This window comes from Actinomadura graeca, assembly GCF_019175365.1.
Taxonomy (GTDB): domain Bacteria; phylum Actinomycetota; class Actinomycetes; order Streptosporangiales; family Streptosporangiaceae; genus Spirillospora; species Spirillospora graeca.
In genome coordinates this window covers 7,275,203-7,289,104 of the sequence record NZ_CP059572.1, presented here as the reverse complement: position 1 = coordinate 7,289,104, position 13,902 = coordinate 7,275,203, and the positions used below count along the sequence as shown (strand labels likewise).

Annotated in this window: 8 protein-coding genes; 6 read left to right on the top strand and 2 right to left on the bottom strand. The window is 72.7% G+C overall.

Annotated elements, in window-relative coordinates; genetic code table 11:
- Positions 1–50 precede the first annotated feature (50 nt).
- On the top strand, positions 51–4,631 hold the full coding sequence (locus tag AGRA3207_RS32420) for an ATP-dependent helicase (protein ID WP_231330926.1): 4,581 nt from the start codon (positions 51–53) through the stop codon (positions 4,629–4,631).
- 160 nt (positions 4,632–4,791) lie between these two features.
- Here AGRA3207_RS32420 and secA2 read toward each other — a convergent pair whose 3' ends face one another.
- Positions 4,792–7,131 (bottom strand): accessory Sec system translocase SecA2, encoded by a 2,340-nt coding sequence (gene secA2 / locus AGRA3207_RS32415; protein WP_231330925.1) that lies wholly within the window; start codon positions 7,129–7,131, stop codon positions 4,792–4,794.
- Between the two features lie 242 nt (positions 7,132–7,373).
- On the opposite strand from secA2, the gene AGRA3207_RS39990 reads away from it, so the two are divergent.
- Positions 7,374–7,508, top strand: a complete 135-nt coding sequence (locus tag AGRA3207_RS39990) for a hypothetical protein (RefSeq protein WP_273699964.1) — start codon at positions 7,374–7,376, stop codon at positions 7,506–7,508.
- Between the two features lie 135 nt (positions 7,509–7,643).
- On the opposite strand, the gene AGRA3207_RS32410 is transcribed toward AGRA3207_RS39990, so the two are convergent.
- Positions 7,644–8,864, bottom strand: a complete 1,221-nt coding sequence (locus AGRA3207_RS32410; protein ID WP_231330924.1) for an ROK family transcriptional regulator — start codon at positions 8,862–8,864, stop codon at positions 7,644–7,646.
- Between the two features lie 276 nt (positions 8,865–9,140).
- On the opposite strand from AGRA3207_RS32410, the gene AGRA3207_RS32405 reads away from it, so the two are divergent.
- From AGRA3207_RS32405 to AGRA3207_RS32390, 4 genes are all read left to right on the top strand, one after another.
- Positions 9,141–10,385: an extracellular solute-binding protein gene (locus AGRA3207_RS32405; protein ID WP_231330923.1), complete on the top strand. Its 1,245-nt coding sequence runs from the start codon at positions 9,141–9,143 to the stop codon at positions 10,383–10,385.
- An 82-nt stretch (positions 10,386–10,467) separates the two neighbouring features.
- The gene (locus AGRA3207_RS32400) at positions 10,468–11,439 is read left to right on the top strand and encodes a carbohydrate ABC transporter permease (RefSeq protein ID WP_231330922.1); all 972 of its coding nucleotides are present in this window, start codon (positions 10,468–10,470) and stop codon (positions 11,437–11,439) included.
- On the top strand, positions 11,436–12,278 hold the full coding sequence (locus tag AGRA3207_RS32395) for a carbohydrate ABC transporter permease (protein WP_231330921.1): 843 nt from the start codon (positions 11,436–11,438) through the stop codon (positions 12,276–12,278). Before AGRA3207_RS32400 ends, AGRA3207_RS32395 begins: the two co-directional genes overlap by 4 nt.
- Positions 12,278–13,723: a glycoside hydrolase family 3 protein gene (locus AGRA3207_RS32390; protein ID WP_231330920.1), complete on the top strand. Its 1,446-nt coding sequence runs from the start codon at positions 12,278–12,280 to the stop codon at positions 13,721–13,723. Before AGRA3207_RS32395 ends, AGRA3207_RS32390 begins: the two co-directional genes overlap by 1 nt.
- The last annotated feature ends 179 nt before the right edge of the window (positions 13,724–13,902 follow it).

Genomic DNA, 13,902 nt, shown 5'->3' with positions numbered 1-13,902 from the left:
GCGGGCCACGTCGGCGCGTTCTGTCGGACCCGCGAGGCAGGATGGTCCTCATGAGGGGTGACGTCCTCGAACGCTTCTCCCCGGCGACCCGCGCGTGGTTCACCGGGGCGTTCGCCGCGCCCACTCCCGCGCAGGAGGGGGCGTGGGAGTCGATCGCCGCGGGCGACGACACCCTCGTCGTCGCGCCGACCGGGTCCGGCAAGACCCTCGCCGCGTTCCTGTGGTCGCTCGACCGCCTGGCGGCGGGCGAGGCCGCCGGGGAGGCCGCTCCGGAGCCCCTCAAGCGGTGCCGCGTCCTGTACGTCTCCCCGCTCAAGGCCCTCGCCGTGGACGTCGAGCGCAACCTGCGCGCCCCGCTGGCGGGCATCCGGCAGGCGGCGCGGCGCCTCGGCCTCCCCGAGCCCGATGTGCGGGTCGGGATGCGGTCGGGCGACACCCCGGCCGACGAGCGCCGCAGGCTGGCCGTCCGGCCGCCCGACATCCTCATCACCACGCCGGAGTCGCTGTTCCTGATCCTCACCTCGCGGGCGCGCGAGTCGCTGCGCGGGGTGGAGACCGTGATCGTCGACGAGGTGCACGCCGTGGCCGGCACCAAGCGCGGGGCCCATCTGGCGCTGTCGCTCGAACGGCTCGACGCGCTCCTCGAACGTCCCGCCCAGCGGATCGGGCTGTCGGCGACCGTCCGTCCCACCGGCGAGGTCGCGGCGTTCCTCGGCGGGACGCGCCCCGCGTCCGTCGTCCAGCCCCCTTCGGACAAGGTCTTCGACCTCGACATCGTCGTCCCCGTGGAGGACATGGGCGAGATCGGCCAGTTCGTGGACGACGCGGGCGACGCCGATCCCCGCCAGCGCAGTATCTGGCCGCACGTCGAGCATCGCCTGCTGGACCTGATCGAGTCGCACCGCTCGACGCTGGTGTTCGCCAATTCCCGGCGCCTCGCCGAGCGCCTCTGCGGGCGGCTCAACGAGCTCGCCTACGAACGTGCGACCGGGGAGCCGCTGCCCGAAGACCACTCCCCCGCGGCGACCATGGCCCAGGCCGGCGCCGGAAGAGGGGCGCCTCTGGAAATAGCCCGCGCACACCACGGATCAGTCTCCAAGGAGGAACGCGCCGGCATCGAGAACGCCCTGAAAGAGGGCCGGCTCCCGGCCGTCGTGGCGACGTCCAGCCTCGAACTGGGGATCGACATGGGCGCCGTCGATCTGGTCGTCCAGGTGGAGTCGCCGCCCTCGGTGGCGAGCGGCCTCCAGCGTGTCGGACGCGCGGGCCACCAGGTGGGGGCGGTGTCGAAGGGCGTCATCTTCCCCAAGTACCGGGGCGACCTCGTGCAGACGGCGGTGGTGTCGGAGCGGATGCGCAGCGGCGGGATCGAGGAGCTCCACTACCCGCGCAACCCACTGGACGTCCTGGCGCAGCAGATCGTCGCGATGGTCTCCATGGACGAGTGGACCGTCGACGACCTGGAGACGCTCTGCAAGCGCGCCGCCCCGTACGCGACGCTCCCCCGCTCGGCGCTGGAGGCGACGCTGGACATGCTCGCCGGGCGGTATCCCAGCGACGAGTTCGGCGAGCTGCGGCCCCGCCTGGTCTGGGACCGCGTCACGGGCGTCCTGCGCGACCGTCCCGGCGCCCAGCGGCTGGCGGTGACCAGCGGCGGCACCATCCCCGACCGGGGGCTGTTCGGCGTGTTCCTCGTCGGCGAGAAGTCCTCGCGGGTGGGCGAGCTGGACGAGGAGATGGTGTACGAGTCGCGCGTCGGCGACGTCTTCGTGCTCGGTGCCAGCTCGTGGCGGATCGAGGACATCACCCCCGACCGGGTGCTGGTCTCACCGGCCCCGGGCCAGCCCGGCAAGCTGCCGTTCTGGCACGGCGACGCGCTCGGCCGCCCGGCCGAGCTCGGGCGCGCGCTCGGCGAGTTCACCCGCGAGCTGGCCGGGCTCCCCGCCGACGCCGCGCGCGAGCGCGTGTCCGCCGCGGGGCTGGACGCGTGGGCCGCCGGGAACCTCGTCTCCTACGTCGGCGAGCAGCGCGAGGCCACCGGGCACGTCCCCGACGACCGGACCCTGGTCGTCGAGCGGTTCCGCGACGAGCTCGGCGACTGGCGCATGGTCGTCCACTCGCCGCTGGGCGCGCGCGTGCACGCCCCCTGGGCGCTGGCCATAGCCGGCCGCCTGCGCGAGCGGTACGGCGACGCGCAGGCCATGCACGCCGACGACGGCATCGTCATCCGCGTCCCCGACTCCGACGAGCCGCCGGGCCTCGACACGGCGGTGTTCGACGCCGACGACATCGAGCGCGTCGTGGTGGACGAGCTGGGAGGGTCGGCGCTGTTCGCGGCCCGGTTCCGCGAGTGCGCTGCACGGTCCCTGCTGCTGCCCCGGCGCCGCCCCGACAGGCGCATGCCGCTCTGGCAGCAGCGCCAGCGCGCCGCGCAGCTCCTGGCGGTCGCGAGCAAGTACCCGTCGTTCCCGATCGTCCTGGAGACGATGCGCGAGTGCCTCCAGGACGTCTTCGACGTGCCCGGCCTGGTGCGGCTGATGCGCGACATGTCCGGGCGCAAGGTCCGGATGGTGGAGGTGGAGACGCCCGAGCCGTCCCCCTACGCCCGTTCCCTCCTGTTCAACTACGTCGGCGCGTTCATGTACGAGGGCGACTCCCCCCTCGCCGAGCGCCGCGCCCAGGCGCTCGCGCTCGATTCGGCGCTGCTGGCCGAGCTGCTGGGCCAGGCCGACCTGCGCGAGCTGCTCGACCCGGAGGCCGTCGCCGACACCGAGCGCGAGCTCCAGCGCCTCGCCGCCGACCGGCGCGCCCGCGACGTCGAAGGCGTCGCCGACCTCCTGCGCGCCCTCGGCCCCCTCACCACGGCCGAGGTCGCCGAGCGCACGGTGCCAGGCCCCGGCGAGGGCCCATCCCTCGCGGGACGGTGGCTGGTGGAGCTGGAAGGGGCCCGGCGGGCGATACGCGTCCGCCTGGGCGGTGCGGAGCGCTGGGCCGCCATCGAGGACGCGGGACGCCTCCGGGACGCCCTTGGCGCGCCGCTGCCCGTCGGGATCCCCGAGGCGTTCCTCGAACCGGTGGACGACCCGCTCGGCGACCTGATCTCCCGCTACGCGCGCACGCACGGCCCGTTCCGCCCGGGCGACCCGGCCGCGACGTTCGGGCTCGGCACCGCCGTCGTCGTCGAGACACTGCGGCGCCTCGCCGGTCAGGGACGGGTCGTCGAAGGCGAGTTCCTGCCGGTCGAGTCCGTGTCGGGCCCGCTGACCAGCGAATGGTGCGACACCGGCGTGCTGCGGACGCTGCGGCGCCGGTCGCTGGCCCGGCTGCGCGCCGAGGTCGAGCCGTCCCCGCCGGAGTCCCTCGGCCGCTTCCTCCCCGCCTGGCACGGCGTCTCGGGCGGGTCGCGGCTGCGCGGGATCGACGCGCTCGTCCAGGCGATCGAGCAGCTCCAGGGCGCGGCGGTGCCCGCGTCCGCGCTGGAGTCGCTGATCCTGCCGTCCCGCGTGCCCGGCTACACCCCCGCCATGCTGGACGAGCTGACCTCCGCGGGCGAGGTCGTGTGGGCGGGCCAGGGCGCCCTCCCCGGCGGCGACGGGTGGGTGGCGCTGTACCTGGCCGACACCGCGCCGCTCCTCATGCCGGAACCCGTGGAGATCACTCTCACGCCGGCGCATCAGGCCGTCCTCGACGCGCTGGGAGACGGCGGCGCCCTGTTCTTCCGCACGCTGTCCGACCGGGTCAACCAGCGGACCACCACCGCCGACGCCGACCTCGTCACCGCCCTGTGGGACCTCGTGTGGGCCGGTCACCTCACCAACGACACCCTCGCGCCGCTGCGCGCCGCGCTCGGTTCGGGCCGTCCGACGCACCGCTCCCGGACGACCCGCCGGGGACGCCCTGTCCTGCCGTCCAGGACAGGGCCGCCCACCGTCGCCGGGCGCTGGTGGCCGCTCCCCGGGCGTGAGGAGGAGACGACCTTGCGCACCCACGCGCTGGCGGAGGCGCTGCTGGAGAGGTACGGCATCGTCATCCGCGGCGCCGTGGCCGCCGAGCGGATACCCGGCGGGTTCTCCGCCGTCTACCCCGTCCTGCGCGCGTTCGAGGAGAGCGGCCGGTGCAGGCGCGGCTACTTCGTCGAAGGGCTGGGGGCGGCCCAGTTCGCGCTCCCTGGGGCCGTGGACCGGCTCCGGGCGCTCCGCCCGTCCGCCGCTTCCCCCGATGACCTCGCCGCCCTGTGGGAGACGCAGGTCAAGGCCCCTGTCCGGGCCCTCGTCCTCGCGGCCGCCGACCCCGCCAACCCGTACGGCGCGGCCCTGCCCTGGCCTGCGCGGGAGGACGAGGTCGCCAGCGGCCACAAACCCGGGCGCAAGGCGGGCGCGCTCGTCGTCCTGGTGGAGGGCCGCCTCGTCCTCTACGTCGAACGCGGCGGCCGCACGCTTCTGACCTGGGACGACGACTCCGGTGTCCTGCAGCCCGCCGTCGATGCGCTGGCCTTGGCCGTCCGCGAGGGCGCCCTCGGCAAGCTGACCGTCGAACGCGCCGACGGCGAGTCGATCGGCGACTCCCCGCTGGCCGCAGCCCTGGAGTCCGCCGGATTCCACCCCACTCCTCGCGGCCTCAGGCTGCGTTGACTGCAACCCCGGCCCAAGGGGGCTCGCCTGGCGGCTCGTCCCCTTGACCGTGCTTGTGTGAGCGCGACATCGCTTCGCGATCATCCCGCGTGGGGCTCGCCTCGGGCATCGCCTCACGCGGGCTGGTAGCGCGCTCACGTCACGGTTGGTGCTTGCCTCCCTAGTGCCGGCGTTTGAACATGGCCACCAAGCCGCGGAAGGCGCGTTCGTCCAGGGAGCCGAAGGGGTTGTCGTGGACGAGGTAAGTCCAGGTGGCGGAGGGGCGTATGAGGCCGGCGGCGTCCAGGTCGATGCCGTCCTCGGAGGCGGTGAGGGATTCGAAGGCGGTCACCGACCGTGCCCCGGCGTCGGCGAGGAGGCGTTTGCCCGCCGGGACGGCCTCCCGGTTGAACTCGATCAGCGGGTCGAGGCCGCGGCCGAGCGAGCGCAGGTGGATGCCCTCCCGGAGGTCGGCGAGGAACGCCAGGTGCTCGGCCCAGCAGCGGTCCAGCTCGAACAGGACGATCTGGCGCGCGGCCTCCGCCACCGCGTCCGCGCCGGCGATCCCGGTCAGCTCGGCGTGCTTGGCGGGGGCGCCGTCGGCGAGCAGCCGGTCGGCGCGGTCGCCGCTCAGGACGGCCTCGCGCTCGGCGAGGACCTCGCGGCGCTGGAGGCCGATCAGGTGGTTGTAGCGCCAGGTGTTGCGGTGGATCTCCAGGTCGACGCCCTCGGCGACGCGCTGGGCGTGCCCGACGATCCAGTGGGCGCCCTTGTCGCCGACGCGTCCGTCCTCGGCGGCGCCCGCCTTGCCGCGCGCCGGCTTCTCATCGGGCGCGTAGCGGGTCACGAGATCGTCTTGGAGGCTGGTGAAGAAGACCGAGCCGCCGGGGTCGCCCTGGCGTCCGGCGCGGCCTCTGAGCTGGTCGTCCAGGCGGCTGCTGTGGTAGCGGCCGGTCCCGATCACCAGGAGTCCCCCGGCGGCCGCGACGACGTCGCGGCCGGAACCGGCCGCCTCGGCGGGCGCGGTGCCCGGGGCCTTCGGGGACGGGCTGCCGCCCAGGCGGATGTCGGTGCCGCGCCCGGCCATCTGGGTCGAGACGGTGATCGCGCCCTCCGCGCCGGCCTCGGCGATGATCGCGGCCTCCTCCGCGTCGTTCTTGGCGTTGAGGACGACGCGGTCCAGGCCCGCGCGGGCGAGGCGGCGCGCGAGGCGCTCGGACTCTGCGACGTCGGCCGTGCCGACCAGGACGGGCCGCCCGGTCGCGTGCGCCTCGGAGATCGCCTCGACGATCGCCACCTCCTTGTCGGCGGTGGTCGCGTAGAGGCGGTCAGGCTGATCGTCGCGGACGCAGGGCCGGTGGGGCGGGACGACCGCGATCTCCAGGGAGTAGAACTCGGTGAGCTGCCCGGCGACGGCCATCGCCGTGCCCGTCATCCCGCAGCGGACCGGGTACCTCCCGACCAGCTCCTGGACGGTGATCGAGTCGAGGATCTCGCCGCTGGGCGAGGCCGCCAGGGCCTCCTTCGCCTCGACGGCCGCCTGGAGGCCGTCCGGCCAGCGCTGCAGCAGCGCCACGCGGCCGCGCGACTCGCTGATCAGCTTCACCGCGCCGTCCCGGACGATGTAGTCCACGTCGCGGTGGAGCAGGACCTCGGCGTGCAGCGCCACGTTCACGGCCGTGAGGGTCCCGAGGTGCCCGGCGGCGTACAGGTCGACGCCGAGCACGCGTTCCACCTCGCGCGCGCCCGCAGGGGTGAGCTGGACGTTGCGGGCCTCGTCGTCGGCGGAGTAGTGCAAACCGGGCCGGAGCCGCCGCACCAGGTCGGCGTACCGGGGGTCGGCCTCGTCGAGGCCGGAGGCCCCAGCGAGCACGAGCGGGACCATGGCCTCGTCCACCAGCACGGAGTCGGCCTCGTCGACCAGCGCCACGGACGGCTCGGCCAGCACGACGTCGGCGGGGTCGGTGACGAGGCGGTCGCGGAGCAGGTCGAAGCCGATCTCGCTGACCGGCGCGTAGGTCACGTCGGCGCGGTACGCCTCGCGGCGCTCCTCCGGGGTGGACGCCTGACCCACCCAGGCCACCGACACGCCGAGCAGGTCGTAGAGCGGGCCCATCCACCCGGCGTCGCGGCGGGCGAGGTAGTCGTTGACCGACATCACGTGCACGCGGCGGCCGCGGAGCGCGTGCCCGGCGGCGGCGAGGGCGCCCGCGAGGGTCTTGCCCTCGCCGGTGGCCATCTCCGCGACGTGCCCGGACAGCAGCGCGAGCGTGCCGACGAGCTGGACGTCGAACGGCCGCTCCCCCAGCGCCCGCCGGGCGGCCTCGCGGCCGAGCGCGCAGAACTCCGCCAGGTCCTCCCCATCGCGCAGGGCGGACACGGCCGCCGTCAGCCCGGCGTCGTCCAGGTCACGGACGCGGGCCTCGCGCTCTCCCGCCTCGTCCACGATCGCCTGGAAGGGCGCCAGGTCGACGCTCCCCGGCTTCTGGACGAGCCGCCGCAGCCGGTCACGCAGAGCCATGGCATCCCCTCGGTTCCTCGGTCACGGACCCCAACGGGCGGGTGGGGGGCCGCGTTCCCCTCATGATCGCAGCGGGGCGGCCGGGCGCCCAGGGGGGAAACCCCGCCATAAGCCCTCCCTAGAAGGTCTGACCTCGACTTCATCCCCAAGACGGATCCCCGGGACGCCGCCGTTTGAGAGCATGAGGTCCTACGGGGTTGCGGTGACCAGGGGAAAGCGTCACCGCGGAACGGGGTTTCACCATGACACCTACGGCACGATGGGCCGCGGCGCAGCGCCGCAAGCGCCAGATCATCAGCCAGACGGTCATCGACCGCGCGTTGAACGACCCGCGGCGCCATGACCACGACGCGGAGGCCACGGCGTCCGCCAAGTAGCTCTTCCGCCGCACACCGCCACGCATTCCACCACTCCTTCCGCCACAATGAGGGCCCCCGCCGCGAGGCGGGGGCCCTCGTCCGTCTCCGCCCGCGGACCGTCCCGGCCGGGAGCCGGGCCGGGGAGCCGTGCCCTCAGCCCTTCTCCGCCGAGAACACCTCGTCCCGTGCCTGTTCGAGCGCGGCGTGCAGGGCGCCGCGCAGGACCGGGTTGCCCTCGACCTCCGTCACCGCGACGGACGGGCGGGTCGGGCTGATCCGCCCGACCGCCCGCTCGATGCGGGTGGCCAGGGGCATGCCCCCGGCGCGGCCGAGATGCCCCGACAGCACGACGAGCCCCGGGTCCAGGACGATGTTGACCGACGTCACGCCGTAGGAGATGCGGTTGGCCAGCTCATCGAGGAAGGTGCCGCCGCGCGCCTCGTCCGCCGCCGCGGTCCGCACGCAGTCCACGGCGGTCGGCTCGCTGAAGCCGTGGGCGTGGGCGAGTGCCCGGACGGCGTCCGCGCCGACGAGCGACCCGTAGCCGCCCGCGAGGGTCGGGATCCCCCACGTCGTGGATTCGGTCACGCCCTCGTCCTCCTGGCCACGTCTGGCCGTTCCGAGCGGCAGCGGCGCCCCCGGGACGGGCAGGTAGCCGATCTCGCCCGCGCCGCCGGACCGGCCGCGGTGCAGCCGCCCGCCGAGCATCACCGACAGGCCGATGCCGCGGTCGAACCACATGAGCGCGAAGTCGTCGGCGTCGCGCGCGGCGCCGAAGGCCCGCTCGGCGATCGCGGCGAGGTTGACGTCGTTCTCGATCGTCACAGGGCGGCGCAGGTCGGTCCGCAGCGCCTCCAGGACGCCCTCGTGCCAGGCCGGGAGGTCGAAGGAGAACTGCACGTCACCGGACCGCGGGTCGACCACGCCGGGGGTGCCGATGACGAACGCGCTGAGCCGCGACAGCGCCACCCGCGCCGACCGGCACGCCTTGACGACGGCGTTGTGCACCATTTTCACAGGATCGTCCGCACCGTTGGGGTCGACGGTAACCTGGGCGATGATGCAGCCGGTGATGTCGGCGACCCCGGCGGTCACGCCGTCCGGCCCCACTTCCAGCCCGGCGACATAGGCCGAGGCGGGGACCACCGCGTACAGGGCGGCGTTGGGCCCCCGTCCCCCGGCCTGCTCCCCGACCACCTCGACCAGACCACGCTCTTCGAGCCTGGACAGCAGTTGGGAGGCGGTGACCTTCGACAGCCCGGTGTGCTCGCCGATCTGCGCGCGGGTGAGCGGGCCCTGCTCGACGAGCAGGTCCAGCGCCGCGCGGTCGTTGAGCTCACGCAGCAGCCGCGGTGTTCCCGGGCGTCTGGCCATCCTTGTACCCCTCGATGTCTCAATCCGCTAACGGGCGGTTTTGTTTAGGAAAGTTTCTTGTTAGTTTACGCCCAAGCGCCAACCGTTCCCGTACCCGGGAGGGTGGCGCGCGCAGAACGCCGAGTGGCGAGCAGGGCGCCGCGAGCGATGCGACGTCGAGTGGGGCATGGCTGGACCCTAAAGGGTCCGGTCACGCTCCACTCGCACCGCAGGCCACAAGGCCGCGCGAGGCGATGCCGGAAAGGATCCCCAGTGAAGTACATCAAGGTTGCGGCAGTGACGGCCGCAATTGCCCTGGCCGCCTCGGCCTGCGGCGGCGACGACAAGGATGACAAGTCCGGCACGGGCAAGGACCCGGCGCAGCTGAAGGTCTGGATGATGGGCGAGGGCACGCCCGAGCAGACCAAGTTCCTGGACACGGTCGAGACCGAGTTCAAGCAGAAGCATCCGAACACCGACGTCCAGATCAAGTACGTGCCGTGGCCGCAAGTAGCCACGACCTTCCAGAAGGCCGCCGCCGGCGGTGAGGGCCCGGACGTCACAGAACTGGGCAACACCGACGTGCAGTCGCACATCGAGCAGGGCAGCCTCGCCGACATCAGCGACAAGTTCTCCGGCTGGGCCGACGGCAAGACCCTGAACAAGACGGCGATCGGCAACGACCAGGCGGGCGGCAAGACCTACGCGGTGCCGTGGTACGGCGGCGTGCGGGCCATCTGGTACCGGACTGACTGGTTCCAGCAGCTCGGCATCCAGCCCCCCAAGAGCTGGACGGAGCTGAGCGCGGCCGCCAAGAAGATCCAGGACGCGCGGAAGATCCCCGGCATCGGCGTGCCCAGCGACCAGACCAACGCGCTCGTCAGCTTCATCTGGGGCAACGGCGGCGAGGTCGCCACCAAGGACGGCGGCAAGTGGGTGGGCAAGCTCGACCAGCCCCAGGCCGTCGAGGCCGTGAACTTCTACACCGGCCTCGTCACCAAGGACAAGGTCGCCCCGGCGAAGTACATCGGCAAGAACGAGCTGGAGGGCCCGCAGCGCGACTTCGCGCTCGGCAAGCTCGGCATGTACATCGACGGCAGCTGGTCCCTGAAGGAGATGAAGAAGATCTCCGACAAGGACGCCGACAAGTGGGCGGTCTTCCCGATCCCGAGCAAGGCCGGCGGCAACGCCCCGGTCATGGCGGGCGGCTCCGACCTGGCCGTGTGGAAGGACAGCAAGGCCCCGGACGCGGCGTTCGACTACATCACGATCTTGAACAACGCCAAGAACGCCTCCGCGTGGGCCGACTACAGCGGCTTCTCCTCCATGCGCTCGGACGTGAAGTTCTCCGACCCGAAGCTGGCGATCTTCACCGAGATCGCGGGCAACACCAAGTTCACACCGATCAGCTCCGGCTGGGGCGAGTTCGAGCAGGCCAAGAAGGTCCTCCCGAACGCGATGAAGGCGATCATGCAGGGCAAGCCCGCCGACGCCGAGCTGAAGAAGGCCAACGAGCAGGCCAACACCCTGCTCAACCCGTAAGGACCCGGTCCCGGCCGCCCGTCCGCGCCGCGGGCGGCCGGCGCCGGGAGGCCACCCGTCCCCGCTGATCGGAAACCTCCTCATGCTCGACACCGCTCCCGCGGTCAGAGGAACGCCCGGCCGGAAACCGCCCGGCCGGGCGCGTTCCCGCCGCAGGCCCCGCTTCGGGCCCTACCTGCTGATCGCGCCCACCGTGGTCGTGATCGCCCTGCTCATGTTCTGGCCCATGGTCCAGATCGGGATCATGTCGTTCCAGAAGGTCGGCAACCGCCAGCTGCGCGGGGAGCCGGCCGAGCCGGTGGGCACCGAGAACTTCCGCACGATCTTCGACGACCCGTTCTTCTGGCAGACGCTCCGGCACACGGTGATCTTCGCCGTGGTCGCGGTGTCGCTGACCATGCTGGTCGGCACGCTGGTGGGGCTGCTGCTCAACAAGCTCGGCAAGAAGATGTCGAACTTCGTCGCGGGCGGCGTCATGGTGGCGTGGGCGACGCCGCCGGTCACCGCGGCGATCATCTTCACCTGGCTGTTCGGCACCACCGGCGGCGTCGTCAACTGGTCCCTGGACCTGCTGCCCGACTTCCTGGTCGGCAGCGGCTGGGACGACTACAACTGGTTCGCCAAGCCGCTGTCCACGTACACGGTGCTGACCGTCTGCGTGGTCTGGCAGGCGTGCCCGTTCGTCGCCGTGTCCGTCCTGGCCGGCCTGAAGAGCGTGCCCGGCGAGCTCTACGAGGCGGCGCGGGTGGACGGGTCGGGCCCGTGGCGGACGTTCTGGAGCATCACCTATCCGATGCTCAAGCCCATCTTCCTCGTCCTGCTCGTCATGTCGATCATCTGGGACTTCAAGGTGTTCACCCAGCTGTTCGTCATGGCCGGCATGGCCAACCGCGACTCGTTCAACCTCTCGCTGTACGCCTACAGCGAGGCGTTCGGGTCCATGAACCCGAAGCTCGGCATGGGCTCGGCCATCGCGCTGGTGCTCACGCTGATCCTGCTCGTCGTCACGGCCTTGTACGTGCGGGTCATGGTCCGCCAAGGGGAGACCCGATGAAGCGCTCCCTCACCCGCAGGATCGTCCTCAACGGGACGGGCCTGCTCGTCTTCGTGTGCGCGGTGTTCCCCGTCTTCTGGATGGCCTCCACCGCGTTCAAGCCCAACAACGAGATCTTCAGCACCACGCCGAAGCCCTTCCCGTCGCATCCGACGCTGGAGCACTTCGACCTGGTGCTGAACGGCGGCATCGCGGAGGTGTCCTTCTGGGAGTACTTCCGCAACAGCGCGATCCTCGCGCTGGTCACGGTCGTGGCGTCGAGCCTGCTCGCGCTGCTGGCCGCGACCGCCGTCGCCCGGTTCCGCTTCCGGTTCCGCACCACGTTCCTGATCATGCTCCTGGTGGTGCAGATGGTTCCGCTGGAGGCCCTGGTCATCCCGCTGTTCCTGGACCTCAAGAAGCTGGACCTGCTCAACACCCTGCCCGGACTGGCGATCGTCTACATCGGCTTCGCCGTCCCGTTCGCGATCTGGATGCTCCGCGGCTTCGTCGCCGCGGTGCCGCGCGAGCTGGAGGAGGCCGCCGCGATCGACGGCGCCGGGCCCGTCCGGACCTTCTTCAAGGTCATGCTCCCGCTCGTCGCGCCCGGACTGGTCGCGACCAGCATCTTCTCCTTCATCACCGCCTGGAACGAGTTCATCTTCGCGTTCACCTTCCTGGACGACCAGGAAAAGTACACCCTGCCGATCATGCTGCAGTTCTTCTTCGGCCGCAGCGGTAACGCCTGGGGGCCCATCATGGCAGCGTCGACGCTGCTCACCATTCCCGTCATCGCCTTCTTCCTCCTCGTCCAGCGCCGAATGGTGTCCGGACTGACCGCAGGGGCGGTGAAGGGGTGATGACCGACGACATCGCAAGGCTCGCACGGGGCACGCTCCTGCCGTCCTTCCCCGGCCCGACCGCGCCGCGCTGGCTGCTGGACGAGCTGGAGGCCGGGCTCGGCGGCGTGACGCTGTTCGCGCTGACCGGCAACGTGCCGAGTCCCGAGTCCCTCGCCGCCCTGACCGCGCAGATGCGCAAGGCCGGCGACCCGTTCGTGACCATCGACGAGGAGGGAGGGGACGTCACCCGGCTCGGCGGTCACGCCACCGGCAGCCCCTACCCCGGAAACGCCGCCCTCGGCGCGGTGGACGACCCGGAGCTGACCCGGCGCGTCTACCGCTCGCTGGGCGCCGAGCTGGCCGAGGTCGGAGTCAACTTCAACTTCGCGCCCTCGGTCGACGTCAACACCGCCGACGACAATCCCGTGATCGGGACCCGCTCGTTCGGCCCCGACCCCGAGCTGGTCGCGCGGCACGCCGCGGCGGCCGTGACGGGCACGCAGGAGGCCGGCGTGGCCGCGTGCGCGAAGCACTTCCCCGGGCACGGGGCCACCGTCGAGGACTCCCACCTGTCCGTCCCCCTCGTCGACGCCGACCTGGAGCTGCTGGACCGGCGCGAGCTGGTCCCGTTCCGGGCGGCGATCGAGGCCGGCACCCGCGCGGTGATGACCGGGCATCTCAACCTGCCCGCGATCACCCGCGGGGTGCCGGCCACCCTCTCCGCCGCCGCGATCACCGGGCTGCTCCGCGAGCGGCTCGGCTACCGGGGGGTGATCGTCACCGACGCGCTCGACATGGAGGGCGCGAGCGGTGAGATCGGCATCCCCGAGGCGTCCGTCCGGGCGCTGATGGCCGGGGCGGACCTGCTGTGCCTCGGCCCCAACGAGCACGCGGAGACCCTCTCGGCGACGCTGGAGGCCATCTCGGCGGCCGTGCGGGCGGGCCGGCTGGCCCCGGAGCGCCTCGCGGACGCCGCGGAGCGCACCGGCGCCCTGAAGCGCTGGCTGGCCGGGCACAGCCCCGCCGTGATCGACCGCGCCTCCGGCCTGGAGGCGGCACGCCGCGCGATCCGCGTGTCGGGCTCGCTGCCCGGCTGGAACGGCGCGCCGCTCGTGGTCGAGCTGGAGGCGACCGGCAATATCGCGGTCGGCCCGACCCCGTGGGGGTTGAACCCGTGGGCACCCGACGCCGTACAAGCCGACGGGGCCGAAGGGGAGGCAGACCGTGTCCTGGAACGTGCCACGGGCCGCGGATTGGTGGTCGTCCTGCGGGACGCGCACCGCCACGCGGGACAGCGCGCGCTTACCAACGCGCTCCTGACGGCCCGTCCCGACGCGGTCGTGGTGGAGATGGGACTGCCCGTCTGGCGACCCGGCTCCGCGGTCTATCTGGCCACCTACGGCGCCGCCGCGGCCAACGCCCAGGCGGCCGCCGAGCTCCTCGGCCTGACGACCGCCGCCTGAGGCCCGCCCGCCGGGTGGCACCTCCCCCTCCCGGCGGGCGCTCGGCCCGTGGCGTGCCCGCCGGACGAGAGCCCGGTTCCGGCGGGCACGCCGCGCCATGTGAACTCCCCGGCCACACTGCCCGAACCCCCCGCCACACCACCCGAACTCAGGAGTCAGAGCGGGGTAAGACGAACCAG

What these genes read in the sequence shown, in the direction of transcription:
- AGRA3207_RS32420 (WP_231330926.1), top strand. Translation starts at nt 51, where the DNA reads ATGAGGGGTGACGTCCTCGAACGCTTCTCCCCGGCGACCCGCGCGTGG.
- secA2 (WP_231330925.1), bottom strand. Translation starts at nt 7,131, where the DNA reads ATGGCTCTGCGTGACCGGCTGCGGCGGCTCGTCCAGAAGCCGGGGAGC.
- AGRA3207_RS39990 (WP_273699964.1), top strand. Translation starts at nt 7,374, where the DNA reads ATGACACCTACGGCACGATGGGCCGCGGCGCAGCGCCGCAAGCGCCAG.
- AGRA3207_RS32410 (WP_231330924.1), bottom strand. Translation starts at nt 8,864, where the DNA reads ATGGCCAGACGCCCGGGAACACCGCGGCTGCTGCGTGAGCTCAACGAC.
- AGRA3207_RS32400 (WP_231330922.1), top strand. Translation starts at nt 10,468, where the DNA reads ATGCTCGACACCGCTCCCGCGGTCAGAGGAACGCCCGGCCGGAAACCG.
- AGRA3207_RS32395 (WP_231330921.1), top strand. Translation starts at nt 11,436, where the DNA reads ATGAAGCGCTCCCTCACCCGCAGGATCGTCCTCAACGGGACGGGCCTG.
- AGRA3207_RS32390 (WP_231330920.1), top strand. Translation starts at nt 12,278, where the DNA reads ATGACCGACGACATCGCAAGGCTCGCACGGGGCACGCTCCTGCCGTCC.